This is a genomic window from Paraburkholderia sp. BL25I1N1, from assembly GCF_003002025.1.
Lineage (GTDB): Bacteria > Pseudomonadota > Gammaproteobacteria > Burkholderiales > Burkholderiaceae > Paraburkholderia.
The window spans coordinates 55,372-72,396 of the sequence record NZ_PVZB01000016.1 but is presented as its reverse complement, the minus strand read 5'-3'; the positions used below and the strand labels follow the sequence as shown (position 1 = coordinate 72,396).

Below are 17,025 nucleotides of genomic sequence, written 5' to 3'. Positions count from 1 at the left end.
TAGAATGGCGTCTTTGAACCGCGCGGCCGGCCGTCAGGCGCCCAGGGCACCCGATGGACACGGAGCGTTTCCCGCATCCAACGCCGCCGCGCTCGCGCGCATGGAGTCCGCTTACTCGATGGTCAATACTCCGCAACTCCTCGCCGCCGTCGATCTCGGTTCGAACAGCTTCCGGCTGATTGTCGGCCGGGTCGAGGAAACCGACGCGGGCAGCCAGATCTACCAGGTCGATGCCTTGCGTGAGCCGGTGCGTCTGGCCGCCGGTCTGTCGCGCGACAAGATGCTCGACCGAGCTTCGCAGGTGCGCGGCTGGGACGCGCTCAAGCGTTTCGGCGAGCGTCTTCGCGACTTTCATCCCGATCACGTTCGCGCGGTCGCTACCAATACATTGCGCATCGCCAAGAATGCCGGCGAATTTCTCGGTGAGGCGCAAGCCGCGCTCGGTTTCCCGATCGAAGTGATCGCCGGGCGTGAAGAGGCGCGCCTGATTTACGCGGGCGCTGCACACTCCGTGCCCGCGAGTCCGGGCAAACGTCTGGTGGTCGATATCGGCGGCGGCTCGACGGAATTCATCATTGGCTCGCATTACACGCCCATCAAGATGGAGAGCCTGTATATCGGCTGCGTGAGTCATAGCCGGGCGTTTTTCCCTGCCGGCAACGTCGACGAATACACGATGCGCCAGGCCGAACTCGCCGCCGGCCGCGAAATCCAGATCATTTCCGCCGAGTACAAGAAGACCGGCTGGGAGCAGGCGATCGGCTCGTCGGGCACCGCGCGTGCATTGGCCGAATTGGTGGAGGCCAATAACTTCAACGATCCGGGCGTCACGCACGGCATCTCGCGCGGCGGGCTCGAACGCCTCAAGCGCGCGCTGATCAAGGCGGAGAACGTCAACCGGCTGAAGCTCGTCGCGTTGAAGGGCGATCGCATTCCGGTGCTGGCCGGCGGCCTGTCGATCATGATCGCGGTGTTCGACGAACTCGGTGTCGATTACGTCGACACGACGGACGGCGCGCTGCGCCTCGGCGTGTTATACGACCTGTTAGGCCGTTCGCAGCACGAAGACATGCGTACGGTCACGGTGGAAGGCTTCATGCGCCGCTATGGCGTGGATCGCGCGCAGGCGGGACGCATCGGCGAACTCGCGGTGCGCTTCTACGAACAGTTCGAGGAACCCGACGAAGAACGCCGCGTCGAGAACCGGATGTTTCTCGGCTGGGCGGCTGCGCTGCACGAAATCGGTCTGTCGATCTCGCACAGCGCGTATCACAAGCATTCGGCCTACATCGCCAGCAACGCGGACATGCCGGGCTTTTCGCGCACCGATCAGGCGCGGCTCGCCGCGCTTGTGCTCGGTCATGCGGGCAAGCTCGGCAAGCTATCGCAAACGCGCGAAGTGGAGTGGCCGCTGCTGTTCTGTCTGCGGCTCGCGGCGCTGCTGTGCCGCCGGCGTGCCGACGTTGGCTTGCCGGGCATCTCGGTGACACAGGTCAACGGCGGTTACGAGGTGCGGTTGCCGAACGAGTGGGTGGCCAACAATCCGTTGACCGACTACAGCCTGATTCAGGAAGCCGCGGAGTGGGAGAAGGTCGGCATTCCGTATCGCGTGGTTTATACGGATGAATGAAGCCTTGCGCATGGCGCACTGCGGATGAATGAGAAAGCCCGGCCGGTGCCGGGCTTTTTTGTGGCCGCTTGTTTTTGCTTCGCCGACGCGCGTCACAGCGCGTCTTGCGCGCGGATCCGCTCAGCGCGGCAGCGCATCGCCGAGGAAGTGGCGAGCGTAACGTGCATTGATATCGGACAAGCGGAACAGCGTCAGAAAGTCCGCGGTATTGAAATCAGGATCCCATGCCGGCGCGCCGCAAATCTTCGCGCCGAGACGCAGATAACCCTTCACCAGCGGCGGCGGCGCCACCTCGGCACCCGTTTGCAGTTCATCGACCGGCAGCGGCGTGTGCGCAAACGCGCGATATTCCGGCGCGGTCAGCGCGCTGTCGCGCAGCGAGCAATACAGATTCGCCGCGTAGTGGCCGCCGTCCACCATCGCCACGCTCGCGCAGCCGAGCATCGTCTCATAGCCGTTGTGCTTCATGTAGGCGGCAAGGCCGGCCCACAGCGACATGATCACCGAGCCGCTGCGATAGTCGGGGTGCACGCACGAACGGCCCACTTCGACCATCTTGGCGCGCAGGTGCGTCAGACGCGACACGTCGAATTCGCTTTCCGCATACAGACGGCCGATACGCGCGGCCTGATGCGGCGGCAACGCGCGGTACGTGCCGACCACTTTCAACGTGTCGAGATCGCGAACCAGTAGGTGATCGCAGTAGGCGTCGAACGAATCGACGTCGAGACCCGCGGGGCCCGTCAGCCGTGCGCCCATTTCGTCGGCGAACACGCGGTAGCGCAGACGCTGGGCCTCGCGCAGTTCTTCGTCGGTGCGAGCCCACGTGACTTGCAGGCGATGCTGGGCGGTGACCGTTTCCTCGGCGCGCGGCAGACGGCGCGACTCGAAGATCGAAGCGAGGGGCAGGGTAGGCGTCGGCAGTTCTCGCATTGGGGGTCCTGGTCGAAAAAAGGGAGATTTCTTTTTTCGCCAATGTAGTAACGCCTGGTGACGCTCGCATGGCAAACCCATGACGATTGGATGACTGCCCGTAAGCTGCGTGCCCGCGGCTTGTAATATCGCAAGTGGGGACGACGAGTGTTGTTTCCGCGCGAAACGTGGGAGATGGAGGAAACGGGTGGGGGCGATTCAAGCGCCGGGATGGTGAGATCCCGGTGCTGTGGGTGACGCGTGTGATCGGTTTGGCTGCTTCGGCGCCGTTTCGTGTGACGCGTGGGTTTTTATGGGCGCAACCCCCGCCTGGTTAAAGCGAATCCGGCTCAGACGAGATCGGGAGTCATGGCGGCTCGCAGCACGGCCTGGTCGTCGCCGTCGCGCTCGCGGCTCGCGATCCACCACACGCCCGCTTTCTTCAGCGGCCAGCTCGCGTCGCTATTGCCGAGCAGCCGGGCGGCGACGTGGCCGAGCGTCGGCTGATGGCCGACGATCACCACCGTTTGCGCGATGCCTTTGGGCCAGCCCGCGGCGTTGAGCACGTCGTCCGCGCTTGCGTTGGGCGCGAGTTCGCGCACCACGCGATATTGATCGCTCAGCGTCTCGGCAGTCTGGATGGTACGCACAGCAGGGCTAGCGAGCACGACGGCGTCGTCGGGCAGGCGGGTGCGCAGCCATTTGGCGACGTTTTGCGCCTGCTTGCGGCCTCGGGTGGTGAGCGCTCGCGCCAGGTCGGTGCTGGCGAAGTCTTCGGCTTCGGCGTGACGCCAGAGAATCAGATCCATGCGTGTCTCCTTCACTGTGCTTGCGGCGCTTGAGCCCGATCAGGCCTGCGCCAGGTTTCAGTCACTGTCGCACGTGGACTCGTCGGGCCGCAAGGCAATGGCTCGGGCAACCCTGTAAGCACGCCCGGTATATCGCGGGCGGGAGCCCGTGAGCTTGAAAATGCCCAAAAAAGCAAAAACCCGCGAAGCCGGAGGCTACGCGGGTCTCGTGTTGCTTTTCGTGGTCGGAGCGAAAGGATTCGAACCTTCGACCCTCTGATCCCAAATCACTTTCCACTTATTTCGTCAATGTTCGTCAAACACCGGAGACGATTTGCTATTCGTTGATTTATAAGGAGGAAGTCAATTTTATCGTTCGCCTGCAGTCGGCGAACTCCGCCAAAAATCGGCTCGCTTCCGGTAACATGACGGTAACGGATTGGTTTGCAGCGGAGGGAGCGTGGGGAAGCTTACAGTTAGAGCTATCGAATCGGCAAAAAGCAAGGACAAGGCGTACTTCCTGGTGGATGGCGACGGCCTGCGTCTCCGAGTCACGGCGGATGGCGCGAAAATGTGGCAGGTGAGATACACCGCTGACGGGAAGGAAACAACAGTCACCCTGCCGCGTCGATACGGCCCGAATACCGATGCCGCGTATTTGTCGCTTGCCGATGCCCGGCATGAGGCAGCCGCGATCCGCGCGCTAGGACGGAGCGGCGTCGATCATCAGCGCAAAGTCAGGGAGGACCTCGAAGCGCAACGCCGCGAACGCGAGCAGCAACGAACTGACGCAATGAACGTGCAAGATTTATATGCCGCATGGTTTCCCACCATCGCAACGAAACGAGGCAAGCGCGGCCGGAAAGACGGCGGGGCAGAAGTCGCTCGGACATTCTCGAAGTTCGTAATGGGTGAAATTGGCGGCAAACTTCTCGCGGAGTTGTACGCCGCAGATGTGAGGCCAATCCTCATCCGCATTGCGGACGGTGGCGCAAATCGACAGGCGACGGCGTTGCTGGTCGATCTCAAGCAAATGTTTCGTTGGGGTGACCAAAACCAACCGTGGAAGCGTCTGCTTGCGAGCAGCGACATTTTGGCAATTCGACCGGAAGACATTGTTAGCGGCGGCTACGATCCCGTTCGCGACAACGAGCGTGACAGAGTGCTGAGCGAGGATGAAATCCGCGCGCTGGCTCGGTTGTTGCCCAAAGCCGACCTTTCCCTCGTGATCCGTTCGGCCATATGGATCATGCTCTCAGTCGGCACGCGCGTAGGCGAGACAGTGGCTGCCCGCTGGTCGCATGTTGATCTGGAAAGCATGTCGTGGCACGTCCCTGCAGAAAACACAAAATCAGGAGTCGCCCTTAATGTGCAAATGTCAGACTTTGTACGAGCGCATTTTGCGGCGCTCTGGTCATGGCGTGAAAAACTACCAGAAGAATTGCGCGGCGACTGGGTTTTTCCATCAAATAGGGATCGCACTGCAGCCCTCAACAACCAGACCATTGGAAAAGCTCTCGCCGACCGTCAGCGCATTGATAGCAAGCCGCTGCCCGGACGCACAGAAAACATTGATGCACTTGTGTTGGAAGGCGGGCAGTGGAGGTGTCATGACTTGCGGCGTACATGCGGGACCTTAATGCAAAGTCTTGGCGTGTCCGAAAGCATTGTTCATCGCTGCCTCAACCATGCTCGCACCGACAAGCTGGACCGGGTGTACCTGCAACACGACTATTCGAGTGAAATGAAGGACGCATGGCAACGGCTGGGCGAACGACTTGCGATTCTGGTGAGCAACGAACGCGACGATGCTGCTTCAACAGAGAACGTTTAGTTTTGGTGCAAAAAGGAGCGTTTGCCACCAGAAACTTCAGGTCACTCTTCAGCGCATTCAATCTGGTGCGCCATCCCGGTCAATCAGGCCGAGGTCCTTCCGCGAAAGGCCGAGGGATTCTCCGATCTCTTTGATGTAGCCGGTCACCGTTCTCGCGGTGACTGCGACATCGCCGTCGATTGACTGAGTCCAATTTTCTATTTCCGTCGCGATCGCGAGCTTGGTTTGTGGCCGGTACCGCAAATAAAGCAGTGCCGCTATTACCTTAAGCATCGTGTCTTGCTTCTTTTTGCTGATCTTCTCGGGTTTGTGCGCACCGCTGCTGATGTCAACCCCTTGACAGCGCGCGAAGTCGACCATCCCGGACCGCGCGAGACCGAGGTGATTGCATTGCGCCCAATCGGGCAAACCGGACTCGAACACGCAGGTGCCGGCCGAGTGCATGTCGAATACCGTCAAGCGGCCCAGCTCGACCAGTGCGCGAAGACGTTCCCGATGGTTTGCGAGTGTCTTGGCCCAGTATTCCGAGGTGTGTGCTTCCTCCGCAGGGACCTCGTGAAGCGCCTCGGTGATGGCGCGAGCCGTGATGTCGATCGCCTTGTCGAGCCTATAGAAAGGTTCGTCCGATATGGCTGCCGATGTGATGATGTCAACAGACGCCGCCAGCCTGTTCAGTGAAGTCTCCCGTTCCTGCTGCTTTCTTTCGACCTCCCGATTCCGTCGGTCGAGCTCAGCGATTACCCTCTCGCGCATATCTACCGACAGCAGATCAAGGCTGGCTTCGTGCCAAGGTTCGAGCCAAGTCGACACATTGTCTTTCATGGGCATGCTGTTTTTTCCACTCTGAAGTGAGCTTGCGATAGTTCCGGAAACTGCTTGCGATCAGAAAATTGCATTGTCTCCGGAAAATTCCACTGCGGGTGCGAACGGACAACGAAACTGCGCAGACGCTGGATGTTCATCAGTGTCCTGCCATGTCCCATTAAACAACCCGGAGTTTGCCTCATGAAGAAGAGCTTTACCCCTGAAGCCGTGCCGCAGCCGGCGGCCGCGCCGGTGAACGCAACCGCGGTGCCGCTTCCCCGCGTCATCCGCATGCCTGACCTCCAGCGCATGTATCCCGTCGGCCGCACGACCATTTATGAATTGATCAAGGCAGGGAAGCTGCCGCGTCCGGTCGCGCTTTCCAAGCGAGCCCGTGGCTGGGTCCTCGCCGAAATCGAGGAGTGCATTGCGAAACTGAAGGCCGAGGCCAAGCATGGCTAATGGTAACAATCCCGCTGCGACGAAATCCGACACGATGCTCGCCGATAGTACGCCGAAAGCCACGACCTCGGACTCGCTCGCCAATTCGCGCGAATCCCGTGTTGCTGTGGCCGCGCAAGCCGCGGAACCGCCGGCAACGAAGGCGCGCGCCGAGGTCGCGCCTGCAAAGCGCGTTGTGCTCGTGACTCTCAATGACCCGACGATCTTGGCGGTCTCGATCGCCGCCATGGCGAACAGCATTCTGAATGACCATATGATCGCTGATCTGCCCGTCGACCCTGTGTCCGCAATCACGATCCTGTCGCCGTCCGGCTCGCGCGTTTTGGATGCGGTGAAGACTTTCACTTCCAAGGACGTCGAACCGCAACCCAAAACAGTGCTGATCGGCCACTGCAACAGTTTCAATCCGTTGTGTACCGAGGGTGCACACATTCTGAAGGAGCACCTCAACCCGGGGGCGTGCGCCGTCGCTTACGTCGAATATAAAAACTTGAAGCGCGACGAGGCGACCGGCGTGCTGTCACACCTCAACGCGGCGGTAGAACAGACCGGCGCATTCGTCATCATCTTCGTGGTGTGCACCAAAAAGCAAGATACGGCCTGGCTACGTACGTACGCCAGCGAGTTCGTGGAAGTTAGCAAGTGCGAGCCCGGACCAGGCGCGCAGATGGCGATCTTGCTAACTAACGTGTTTCTGACTGACCGTCATGCGCAAGGCATCGGTCGCGTGATGGTCGAAGCGTTCGTCGATTCGGATGGCGCTTACTTCTATCGCTCCGAGCCGTTCATCGCGGAACGCGCCATTATCCGTCTGGCCTGGTGCCTGCGCTTCAAGGGGGCGAAGATGGAGCCGATCGCAAAGCTTGTCGGTCTCAATAAGTCCAACGTCTCGCGCGGGCTCGACAATCTCCTGATTCCGTCCAGCAATGAGGTGGGCATGAAGGCACCGAAAGGCTCGCGCACTCGGTGGGCCACCGTGTACAACCTGGACGAGTTGTGGCCGCGCAAGGCTCCGGATGCTTGCGTTGCGGGCAATACGGCAAAAGCGCCGGGCTCGTCGAAAACTCACGATTCGGGTCAAACCGCCAAATCAGCGTCGGTGACTAGCGCCGCCTCGCCGAAGACCCTGCCGTAATCGGGCGGCGCGGCTGTTGCGCACGAATCTGGGCGTACTCATTTCAGCGCAACAGCCGCACTACCACAGGGCGAGCAGCCTTGACGATTCGCTGTTTTTGCCTCCTCAAGTAGGTTCTGCCGACCGACGCCCCAGCGGAGAAAGTCTTCCACGTGTAAGGCTCCGTCAAGATGTTGAAGTCACCAAAACGCCCCTAAAAACAGGGTTTTCAGTGTGAATAGGGGTAGGTGCGACGGTAACAGGGCCAAGCGGGAAAAGTCGACCAGAAAGAGCCTCGTTTCGCACCGTATAAGCGCTTCGTTTTTTAGGAAACCCTTGTTTCTAAGGGGTTCTAGCCACCTTGGTACCGGCGGTTCGCGCGGCTGTAATAACACATCCATACACATAGAGAGAGTACTGCTTGAAGCGTTCCGGTGCATCCCGCAGAGGTGCCCGCAACAGTGATCTGTAGTCGAAACGGCCGCGCAACGTTGTAAAGAGTTTGGATCGTTCAACCCGTCTCAACTCGCGGCCTCACCACTAATTACTTATCTTTACGGTATTCAATATGGCTAATTCAAAATCCGAAGAAGATGCTAGTGCCTTTCCACTCGATCATATCGTCGAGATTGGTTTGGACAAGTTGAAGTTCTGCATCCGTTCCGAGCATGTCGACGATGCCCTCGCGGAGTTTCTGCAGGGCCAGTTCGAGCAGCTCAGGAACAAACCCGACGTTCACTCACTCACCTTGTGGCGTCAGGCTTTCCAGAGGCGTCTGTCGGTTCCGGTCCGCGGGGAGCGTATTGTGATCGAATGCCAGCCGAATAAGGCGACGTATCCGTGGGCGGCAACCGTAGAGTTCAATCCAAACCCGTACCTGCGCAAGGGCGACGGAGCCATCCATAGTCTCGTCAAGTTCTTCCGCTTCCTGTTTGGGCATGACGCTCGCCGTCTGCTGTCGCGGGCCGTCGTCACGACGCTGCACGTGAACATCGATTACGACATCAATCCGCTTGAAGGAACTTTGGTCACGGCGAAGGCGAAGCGCGGCGGTGCGAAGGTGCTGTACAACTTTGACGGTCACGGCGTCCTCGGCACGCTGTATGTCGGTGTGCTCGGCTCGGATCGTCGGCTTTGCGTCTACGACAAGGCTGCCGAAGTTCTCCATCGCGAGTTGGGTCCGCACGCCAACCGGATATTGGCAGCACTCGCATCCGATAAATGGGACATTGAGGTCGGCAAGCTGCGTGAGAAGCTGGAGGCGCGGGACCGCTGGCGGCTGGAGGTGCGCTGCGAGCCGAAGGACGCCGTTCCCATTTCCCAAATTGGCAGTTTTGCGTCGTGCTTCGAAGGTATCCGCCTCTTGCATCTGCCACCGGACGGCCGTCTGCTTAACACGTCGCTCGGGCGCTTGTTCATTGCGAATGCCCGCAACGACGGCATAGCCGTCGCGTTGCAGGCACTTGACGAACTGGACCGCCGCCGCTTCAATCGCGTGATCAATCGCCTGAATGATGTCGAGTGGTTCAACTCTGATCTTCTCCGCGACTGCATCCGCAGGGTGATCGATAAACTCGCGCCATTGTTTGCGCCACCGATGCGACGATTGGATGTGTCGGTGGTCAGCGCCAATGAACCGGTGAAGCAGCGTCTGATGCCGCAGGCCCCTGCGAAAAAGAAAATCGGAATTTTGCGGTCGTCACTAAAGCGACCTCGCCGTTTCGGGTAATGGCCTCGGGTTGATCGTGGTTAAAGTAACTAGCACACACAACGCCGCCGTGTCTGGACACGGCGGCGTTCCTATTGAAAATCGCGAGGGCGACGTTGGCCTGCAACACGGCTTCTGCGTAAGCGGTTGTCTTTGATGGGCCTCGCACATACGTCGACGACTCGAACGGCCGCCCGGTCACCCTCGCTAAAGTCGGACGTCGAAACACCGTGCCACGAGCAGCAACACACGAAATCCGTCAGGTGCGCTCGCCTCCACGTGTACCGTTGGAATCACAAGCGCATCAGCGGACTCGACCAGGTCGCCAACCTGATGCGTCACGCGCGATATCTCGGACAGTCGGACTGAATGACTGCCTGCGATGGCTACGATGACACCCGTTGCTGCTGCAACGTCGACGCGCCCGACATCCAAAATCGCAAGCGCCGCTGCGTCCCATGCCCGGCCCCTCTCGCCCGTGCTGGGTGGTCCCTCAGCCTCCCCAACACCGACTGTTACGATGGCTCCCCCGAGTATTCCCTGCACGTCAGCGAGATCGGTGCAGACCGGCGGGGCGACTTTCAGTCCACCAGAGATATGCCTGATAATGTTGCACGCGAACGGTTGTGCTTCCGGCCATGCGGCCCGCAGGGCGATCACCGAGTCAAATGCCCGAAGAAGATCGCATTCGTGCATCCGGCCGTCGGACGAAGGTTCTGCTGTTTGAGCAACGAGAGCCACCACAAACAGGCCAGCCTCGCGCGCGGCATGCGAAACCGAGGACGCGACGGCCAAGTCACTTTCGACTTGCGGATCGACGACGATGAACATCAATCCCATCTCTCGCATCGTAGCTAGTGATATTGCGATAGCGCCGTCGGACTGTGAAACTTCAAGCAGGCTTCCAGCAGTCTTCGGCAAAGCGTGCAGATAACGAATGTCTCCTTCAATACGTTCTGCGTTCAATGCGCCGTTCAGACTTGAGCACGCGCCTGTGGAAACCACGACCATCGGCATGTGCTCATCAGCAGGGGGATTCAGGACAGCGCGACCCCGTTCCCACAACGTTACATCCAGTGCCGCGTCGTTCGGCGGCATCTTCAGATTGTTCATGACTTTGCCCACAATCGAGTGCCCCTATGCGATCTTGAAGGAAATACCGCTGTACAGATGCGTGGTTGAGAACGACAGGTTTAAATCCTGTCGCGCAATATCGTCCCTATGCACATCGCGGTAGCGACAACGGCATGCTTACCATTTCGGTCGGGCGCAAGGAGTTCCGCGTTGCGCGCAGGCGAGATAGTAATCCCCTATCGCCTTGCCCCTGCGCGGGTCAGTAATATCGTCTTCGTAGACATCCTGCACCATCGAGGAAAGATAGGCTTGGGCCAAAAGCGGAAAGCCACCCACATAGGTCATTTCTTGCTCCTCAGACATCCCCTTGTTTCGGCAACGAATAAGCTGTTCAGCCCGGTTGTATTTCGGGTTGTTCAGGTCGGGGCAGATCGCTGCAATTTTTTGCGCGGCATTGAGTTGCTGCTGCGCTTGCTGCTGGTCGCGCTGCTGCGAAGCTTTGTATTTCGCAACGTCTGCTGCGTCGTCTGCGGCTTCCATCTGCTGTGCTCGCTGTCGCGCAATGGCTGCCTTCTGCGCTTGGGCTGCGCGGAAGGCGTCCTGCTGATCCTTCTCCTGTTGCTGCGCCTGCCGTTGACGGGCAGTTTGATCGGCCTGCGCTTGGGCCACGAGGCGCTGGTCGTCCTGCATGGAATCCTGTCCCGACTGCTGAGACTGGCCTCGCGCCGGCTGGCTAACCGCATTTTGGACGGAGTGGATCACACCAAGAAGCTGATTGAGCTGTGCATGAGCAACTAGGGGTGCGACAGATATCAAAACGGTGGCTGAAATTCTCAAATAATTCATGGTCTCTGGTTTCCTCGATTGTGTTCGTATTGTTTGACTGCCAAGGCAACGTCCGACGCGGTCGATTCCCGGTCTTCGTGGGCATCCGCCCCAACGCGATGGAGCGCCAAAAGTCTATCTCTAATGATGCTTTTGAGCATCATTTAATTGATGTTTATAAAGCGTGGTTGCGAAGGCTACGGTTCCGCATGCTTTGCGTCATGAGCGAGAAACCGAAAATCCGTGACCGGCGTAGTCCTGTAGCAACTGCTTTGGGCGAGCGAGTCAAGGCGTGCCGGATCGAAGCGGACAAATCGCAGGAAGAACTGGCGTTCGAGGCGTGTCTGGACCGCACGCGTGTCAGCGCCATCGAACGCGGGGTTGCCAATCCCACGGTTGAGACACTGGCGACCATCTGCTACGTGCTCGGCATCACGCTTTCGGACCTGTTCGAGCCGCTGAAGCTTTCGCTCAGACCATCCAGCAAACATCGCGGAGAAACTTCGCCGCAGCCCCGTCGCCGAGCCCTTCGATAAACTCTCGCTAGCGCGTCGGCTCATGTGGTTCGCGGACCGCGACCGAAATCGCACCGTTGAGCACGACAAACAAGGTCTCGTTAGCCGTTTTATAAGTGGCGTATCGGCGCAGTTTGCCGTTCCAACTCGCATAATCGAGCTGGGCGTTGCAGGTCCCCATTACTGTGGGTGGCCCTTCCGCGGGATCGAGAAGCAGCAGCGCACTTGGTTTGAATCCTTGGTTGTACGCGATGCCCGAAGCACCGATAGCGAGCACGGCATGGTTATGCAACGTCCCAACCTCGCGCCAACTGCAGATCACCAACTGCTCCCGTGCCAGTTCATGTTCAATGAAAGTGACTGCGCTCCTGTGTGAACCGCGTTCGAGCAGCTTGGTGTGCGCCTTGCAATCCAAATCGGCAATGAACGTCGCGAGTTCGGAAAATGTCATTCCCTTCAGGAAAATCTCGGTCGTCTTGCGCCATAGCATCGCTTCGATGCGTCGTCGTCGTATTGCGATGCTTGATGCATCGCTTATGACGCCAGCAATCTGCAGCACCATGAGCAAGCAGTGCATCACGCACGCCGAATCTAGGCGACTTTGTTGCGAGTGAACGGCATGCTTCGTGCGCGCCGCGCCGAGATGAACGCCGGGGCGGATGAGCGGATGAAATCGCTGGACGACAAAGCTCACGGCTAGTACTCGTCGGCGCGCAAAATTGTTGTCGCTGAACGATCCCATTCGCTAATCACCCATAGTTTTTCCCTGTCCGACCCAACGTGGTAGACGCTGAGGATGCGGGTGCCTTCGGATACAGCGCGCTCATTGGCGGCACGGTCTTCTGTGTCCAGTTCTCCCCAGTCACCGCACTGATGCCTGACTAGGAGGTTGAAGGGAGAGATTCCCGCACGTTGTAGCGCGTCGAGCGCACCGGCCGTAGCGACAGTACGGCCTAGTGGAAAAGGAAACTTTCGGCTTGTCATAATCAGGTATCCTACATAATAAAGGCGAGCGTATTCGCCGGATATTTGTCCGGTATTCAGAGGCTCAAAGGGTGAAAAAGCTGAAACGCCAGGCCGCGACACGAGCATTTCAACGAAACGGGAGACTGCGGAAGGTGCTGGAGCCCTTCGAGCCACTAGGCCGAGGCGAAACACCGAACTGCGTAGACTGCTGAGGGGGAAAGAAGCAGGAAAATGACCCGTCCTAACTCCAAAATCAGCAAAAGACACCCCCGAATAGGGGCGTGTCAGTAAAAATGTAACACAAATCCGCGTGATTCGATAAAAAATGCCAAAACACAGAGCAGACCGAGCAACTTTTGGCATTCCAGTCGTGCAAATACGTTGCAGACATTCTCTGAGCACCAAAATCGTCATCCGACTCGATTTCCGGCTCTTCAGTGACTTCCGAATGCCCCCTCAATGGCTCTGCATCACTTCGGCCAGTCAGCGCCACCATGCGACGAATTTTCAGCTTTGAAAGATTTGTAATATTGCTGCGACGCAGCAAAGGAAATGGCGGGCGTCCAAAAAGGGAGCATGGCCCAATTCGCTCAAAATTTAAGCAAATGGGTCATTAAGTTAGCTTTGCACTCCGAAACTGCGTGCGGATAGCTGCGCACCTAGTCTTGAATATCGCCGACGAGGCATGTTTTGGTGTAGTAACTCTCCTACAAGGCTCCGACTGCCGTGTTCGGCAAACGAAGCAATCGGCGTGGCGTTCATGGATACGGATTGGCGCTTATCTAACGAGGTGCCGTTGTCGGATTCGCCGCTACTCCTCGGTCGCGCCCGACCTGACCGTCGGCCTAAGGCCGAACGAACATTCCTCTATACCAAACGTTGCTGTTTGACGGCTAGCGCTGGCCTTGCACCCTGCTTCAGGGCTGCGGTTCGGCCTGCGCCGCGATCAAATCGGCTAGGACGCTGACGCCCATCGCTGGCTTCTCAGTGTGAAGCATCGCGTGACAGTTAGGACATACAGGGCGTAGGTCCTTGATCGGATCAACTTGATAATTGGTGCCGATCGTAGCTATATCGACAATGTGGTGTACATGAATGAAGCCACTCCCGAGTTCACCGTATTTAGCCTCAAAGTCGAAGCCGCACGCACTGCACTTACAGCCGTAATGAGCAATCGCGGCGGCCCTTGCCTCCGGGTCTCGTTCGTAGCGATTGACCAATACCTGTGTCACCGCTCCTTCTTGATATGTCTTGGCTTCTCCTACGTCATCAGGGTAGACGATTTTCAAGTTCGTGGCGGAGAGCAACATTTGGTGCAAAATGCGCTGGCTCTTGCGAGAAACCGGCCGGCCGCGACGTTTGCTTTCGTTTTTTTCCCAGAACTCAATATTTTTGAGAACCGCCTGCAGCGCCAACTCGCGCTTTGCCAAACCATGTTCATCGGTGATGGCTTCGACGTAGACCTCCACGGCAAGATCGCTCAGTGTTTTCTTGTATAGACTGCCATCGATCATCGCGGGATAGGCTTCTACAAACTGTGCGGCTGTATAAGACCGTGCGCCGAGTCTCTTAACGATGAACTGTTTCCCGGCACCCGACGTTAGATCACCACGACAGACATCGCGAGCAGTGCTGTATGCGACCTTAACTTCGTCTTCTGTAAAGTCCTCACGACTGGGCATACGCGGGGCTCTTCGCGCTGGGAAAGGTGACATTTTAATACTGCCTACCGCAACCACCATTCGTACAATCTTGCATCGCAGGCATTCGCGCGACCCCGAGGGAGTTACCGTTTGCAGGTGCGCTGACGCTGCGTATCGTAACCGATCGCGCAACTCTTCACCGCCGACGGCCTATACGATCTGTGTAGCGCGACCAAACACGACAAGTGGATTGAAACGTCGATTCGTGAGGTCATGCGGCATTGCCCGCTTCGCGCTCGCGCGCACCGCCGGACTCGCATCGGCATCGTCTGCGATCAACCCCGCGCCTCAGATGAAGAAATCTCTGAAACTCCTTAAATCTCTCGCGGATACGACCTGCTTGATATTGAGATATTCTGATCGAACTGCTTAGCTCCGTTTCCAACGTGGGAGGAAGCACAGATATCACGAGCGTGCAGCCGTCGTTGAACGTTGAAAGACCAGATATAAGTCTTTTCAGCGTCGATTTACGTTCAGCGCACAAGTGAGATATGCGGAGCTACAGGCGATTGGTCAGAGTCTTCAGTTGCCGGACTCAAGCAATTTTGGAGGCGGGAGATGGACAGGGTTTCGCCAGTCCGGCGAAGCGAAATTATGCGGCGGGTACGCTCCAAGGACACAACCGTAGAGCTACGTGTAAGAAAGCTCATTTATTCGCTAGGTTTTCGCTATCGCCTACATGCAAAAGATTTACCGGGTCGTCCAGATATTGTGTTCAGGCAGAGTAGAAGGGCAATCTTTGTGCACGGTTGCTTTTGGCATGCGCACGGATGCAAGAAAGGACAACCGCCAAAATCCAATCTAGATTTCTGGCGACCAAAATTGCAGGCCAACGTAGAGCGTGACTCGAGAGCGATTCGGGAGCTCGAGTTGGCCGGGTGGCGCGTATTGGTGATATGGCAGTGCGAGGTCGGAGATTTATCGTTGCTTCAAATGAAGATCGAAACTTTCCTGCTGTAGAGCAAAGCTCCGACCCACTTGCATTAGTGTTCTATTAGGTGGCGCAGAATCGGAAGAATTTCGTCGCGTATCTGAAGCGCTTCCGACCTATTGATCGGTTGATAAGCGTTATGCGCTGCACTATTGAGCATCTTTTTATGATGCTGCATTCTGGTTAAGCTATGCTTCAAATACTGATCCTTACCAGCTCCGAAGACATCAGGATTCTTGCTGAGATAAGTTAGTGCCTCATCTAAGCTCGGTAAAATACTCGAATTTGCGGAAGGTGCACTATGTTTTTTCTCCTTTTCGCGTTCTATTTTGATGGCCTCGCTAAAAGCATCAAAGGCATTGTGGCGAATGAGATAGGTAACGACAGTCGTCTCGAACAGTATTCTCATCAAAACAAGACCGGAATAGACGAAATTTCCCAGAACTAACTGCTTAGCTTCGTGCACCAAGGCAAGATGCTTGTCGTTGCAATGCTTTTCGTCGATATCCGCGGGCAAGATCGTTGCCACTTGATGGTGATCAATCTTCTCGACCACCTTTTTCTTAATAGTCGGCTTGGGGTTGCTAGCAGGCAACTCCTTTTTCACCGGCTTGCCTTTAGGTGGTGACGGGGGTGGGTTCAGAGGTATATGTTGTTTTTTCTTCTTTTTAGCGTCCGTCGCGTTGCTTCGCCAGTTTTCTGCGAAGCGCCGCATGTCATCGAGAGCAGTTTGATAGGCTCGATTATTGAGATCGACGTCTTCTTTCGTGGTAGTCCACGGAAGTTTTGCTGGATCGCCAACGAAATTCACCTCTCCAACGAATCCGTAGAATTCGCTGTGAAATTTTGCAAACCAGCCAGTTTTCGCAGATCGATCGTGGCTCACCACCGCGCGATCGTTACAAAAGATGGTCCAGCCAAATTCGTTCGTTATTTGACTGTTAATCTCTTTATCGTAGTCCGGCTCGGCGACAAAGCGATGTTTTGAGTGTTGACCCGCGTGGAGGAATATAGAAATCCCATCCTCCGTTTTGTATAGCTTTCTGTCGGAAGCGTAGGGTCCATTTTCTCGAATCTCGATGGCGTGGGATTCAACTGCCCTTCGGTTGACCAGAATCTTCAACCCTTTTTCAATGAAGCGACTGTAGATTCGCCCAATCTCATTTCCGAGATTTTCAATTTCATTTTTATCGGCAAATCGTCGGGCGGTTTCCGTCGAAAGCCCGCTAATCTTTATGGTGGTGCTTGCCTTACCCGTGGACGGGGCCTCAACTGCTGGAAGCGCCCATCCGGCCGCTTTAAGATATTTTTCGGTATCTAGGCTAAGTTCTGCGCGCTCGGTACCCGTGTCGGTGAAAATCTCACTGATATGGCCGATCTTGAACAATGCCCGATTTAACCCGACGCCAAAAACTCCAATTCCAAGTTGATGAGCCGAGCGTTCGCCAAACCGAAGGACTGAAGTCTTAAGGTCTGTGATTGAAATTCCGCCGCAATTATCTTGTATAGAAAAGGTTTCGGCGCTGAACTGAATCTTTATCTCATAACCTTTGTATGAGATGGGAAGTTCGGCAACGTTACCGCTGTCTCTTCGTTTTGAAAAGATAGAATTTCTTGCAGCATCCACCGCGTTATCTATCAAATCGAATACGCAAGCATCGATTGATATATCACGCGTCAGGCTCTCTACTATTACTTTCTTGCTGGGCGTTGTGTCGATCTTGAACGCCGTAGATTTTTTTGTGGCCATGCTCGACTC

15 protein-coding genes are annotated in these 17,025 nt (G+C 57.0%); 7 read left to right on the top strand and 8 right to left on the bottom strand.

The genetic code is table 11. The features are described from left to right. Positions 1-4: 4 nt before the first annotated feature. Positions 5-1,630: an exopolyphosphatase gene (gene ppx / locus B0G73_RS23860; protein WP_106283717.1), complete on the top strand. Its 1,626-nt coding sequence runs from the start codon at positions 5-7 to the stop codon at positions 1,628-1,630. A 120-nt stretch (positions 1,631-1,750) separates the two neighbouring features. Here the strand turns inward: ppx and B0G73_RS23855 are convergent, their stop codons facing one another. Together B0G73_RS23855 and B0G73_RS23850 are read right to left on the bottom strand one after the other, a co-directional pair. Next, the gene (locus tag B0G73_RS23855) at positions 1,751-2,563 is read right to left on the bottom strand and encodes a GNAT family N-acetyltransferase (protein ID WP_106283716.1); all 813 of its coding nucleotides are present in this window, start codon (positions 2,561-2,563) and stop codon (positions 1,751-1,753) included. Between the two features lie 329 nt (positions 2,564-2,892). Continuing rightward, complete coding sequence (locus B0G73_RS23850) at positions 2,893-3,351, bottom strand: histidine phosphatase family protein (protein WP_106283715.1); 459 nt, start codon at positions 3,349-3,351, stop codon at positions 2,893-2,895. A gap of 439 nt (positions 3,352-3,790) precedes the next feature. Between B0G73_RS23850 and B0G73_RS23845 the strand changes: the two genes are divergently transcribed. Further along, complete coding sequence (locus B0G73_RS23845) at positions 3,791-5,164, top strand: site-specific integrase (protein ID WP_181196634.1); 1,374 nt, start codon at positions 3,791-3,793, stop codon at positions 5,162-5,164. Between the two features lie 57 nt (positions 5,165-5,221). Here the strand turns inward: B0G73_RS23845 and B0G73_RS23840 are convergent, their stop codons facing one another. After that, the gene (locus tag B0G73_RS23840; protein ID WP_106283713.1) at positions 5,222-5,992 is read right to left on the bottom strand and encodes a hypothetical protein; all 771 of its coding nucleotides are present in this window, start codon (positions 5,990-5,992) and stop codon (positions 5,222-5,224) included. Positions 5,993-6,169: 177 nt separating this feature from the next. On the opposite strand from B0G73_RS23840, the gene B0G73_RS23835 reads away from it, so the two are divergent. From B0G73_RS23835 to B0G73_RS23825, 3 genes are all read left to right on the top strand, one after another. Then, entirely contained in the window at positions 6,170-6,430 is a 261-nt protein-coding gene (locus B0G73_RS23835; protein WP_181196633.1) for an AlpA family transcriptional regulator, read from the top strand. A gap of 106 nt (positions 6,431-6,536) precedes the next feature. After that, on the top strand, positions 6,537-7,565 hold the full coding sequence (locus tag B0G73_RS23830) for a hypothetical protein (protein WP_146144230.1): 1,029 nt from the start codon (positions 6,537-6,539) through the stop codon (positions 7,563-7,565). Between the two features lie 547 nt (positions 7,566-8,112). Next, positions 8,113-9,273: a hypothetical protein gene (locus B0G73_RS23825; protein WP_146144229.1), complete on the top strand. Its 1,161-nt coding sequence runs from the start codon at positions 8,113-8,115 to the stop codon at positions 9,271-9,273. A 186-nt stretch (positions 9,274-9,459) separates the two neighbouring features. On the opposite strand, the gene B0G73_RS23820 is transcribed toward B0G73_RS23825, so the two are convergent. Continuing rightward, on the bottom strand, positions 9,460-10,365 hold the full coding sequence (locus B0G73_RS23820) for a hypothetical protein (RefSeq protein ID WP_106283709.1): 906 nt from the start codon (positions 10,363-10,365) through the stop codon (positions 9,460-9,462). A 138-nt stretch (positions 10,366-10,503) separates the two neighbouring features. Next, positions 10,504-11,172, bottom strand: a complete 669-nt coding sequence (locus tag B0G73_RS23815; RefSeq protein ID WP_106283708.1) for a hypothetical protein — start codon at positions 11,170-11,172, stop codon at positions 10,504-10,506. A 188-nt stretch (positions 11,173-11,360) separates the two neighbouring features. On the opposite strand from B0G73_RS23815, the gene B0G73_RS23810 reads away from it, so the two are divergent. After that, positions 11,361-11,687: a helix-turn-helix transcriptional regulator gene (locus B0G73_RS23810; protein WP_106283707.1), complete on the top strand. Its 327-nt coding sequence runs from the start codon at positions 11,361-11,363 to the stop codon at positions 11,685-11,687. 7 nt (positions 11,688-11,694) lie between these two features. On the opposite strand, the gene B0G73_RS23805 is transcribed toward B0G73_RS23810, so the two are convergent. Continuing rightward, positions 11,695-12,360, bottom strand: coding sequence for a hypothetical protein (locus tag B0G73_RS23805; RefSeq protein ID WP_106283706.1), 666 nt, complete (start codon positions 12,358-12,360; stop codon positions 11,695-11,697). A gap of 1,189 nt (positions 12,361-13,549) precedes the next feature. Next, the gene (locus tag B0G73_RS23795) at positions 13,550-14,314 is read right to left on the bottom strand and encodes an HNH endonuclease (protein WP_219907292.1); all 765 of its coding nucleotides are present in this window, start codon (positions 14,312-14,314) and stop codon (positions 13,550-13,552) included. A 579-nt stretch (positions 14,315-14,893) separates the two neighbouring features. Between B0G73_RS23795 and B0G73_RS23790 the strand changes: the two genes are divergently transcribed. Continuing rightward, a complete protein-coding gene (locus B0G73_RS23790) occupies positions 14,894-15,295 on the top strand; it encodes a very short patch repair endonuclease (RefSeq protein WP_106283704.1) in 402 nt (133 codons plus the stop codon). A 23-nt stretch (positions 15,296-15,318) separates the two neighbouring features. Here B0G73_RS23790 and B0G73_RS23785 read toward each other — a convergent pair whose 3' ends face one another. Next, on the bottom strand, positions 15,319-17,016 hold the full coding sequence (locus B0G73_RS23785) for an ATP-binding protein (protein ID WP_106283703.1): 1,698 nt from the start codon (positions 17,014-17,016) through the stop codon (positions 15,319-15,321). Between the last annotated feature and the right edge of the window lie 9 nt (positions 17,017-17,025).

What these genes read in the sequence shown, in the direction of transcription:
- B0G73_RS23820 (WP_106283709.1), bottom strand. Translation starts at nt 10,365, where the DNA reads ATGAACAATCTGAAGATGCCGCCGAACGACGCGGCACTGGATGTAACG.
- B0G73_RS23835 (WP_181196633.1), top strand. Translation starts at nt 6,170, where the DNA reads ATGAAGAAGAGCTTTACCCCTGAAGCCGTGCCGCAGCCGGCGGCCGCG.
- B0G73_RS23850 (WP_106283715.1), bottom strand. Translation starts at nt 3,351, where the DNA reads ATGGATCTGATTCTCTGGCGTCACGCCGAAGCCGAAGACTTCGCCAGC.
- B0G73_RS23840 (WP_106283713.1), bottom strand. Translation starts at nt 5,992, where the DNA reads ATGCCCATGAAAGACAATGTGTCGACTTGGCTCGAACCTTGGCACGAA.
- ppx (WP_106283717.1), top strand. Translation starts at nt 5, where the DNA reads ATGGCGTCTTTGAACCGCGCGGCCGGCCGTCAGGCGCCCAGGGCACCC.
- B0G73_RS23785 (WP_106283703.1), bottom strand. Translation starts at nt 17,016, where the DNA reads ATGGCCACAAAAAAATCTACGGCGTTCAAGATCGACACAACGCCCAGC.
- B0G73_RS23855 (WP_106283716.1), bottom strand. Translation starts at nt 2,563, where the DNA reads ATGCGAGAACTGCCGACGCCTACCCTGCCCCTCGCTTCGATCTTCGAG.
- B0G73_RS23810 (WP_106283707.1), top strand. Translation starts at nt 11,361, where the DNA reads ATGCTTTGCGTCATGAGCGAGAAACCGAAAATCCGTGACCGGCGTAGT.
- B0G73_RS23790 (WP_106283704.1), top strand. Translation starts at nt 14,894, where the DNA reads ATGGACAGGGTTTCGCCAGTCCGGCGAAGCGAAATTATGCGGCGGGTA.
- B0G73_RS23825 (WP_146144229.1), top strand. Translation starts at nt 8,113, where the DNA reads ATGGCTAATTCAAAATCCGAAGAAGATGCTAGTGCCTTTCCACTCGAT.
- B0G73_RS23815 (WP_106283708.1), bottom strand. Translation starts at nt 11,172, where the DNA reads ATGAATTATTTGAGAATTTCAGCCACCGTTTTGATATCTGTCGCACCC.
- B0G73_RS23795 (WP_219907292.1), bottom strand. Translation starts at nt 14,314, where the DNA reads ATGCCCAGTCGTGAGGACTTTACAGAAGACGAAGTTAAGGTCGCATAC.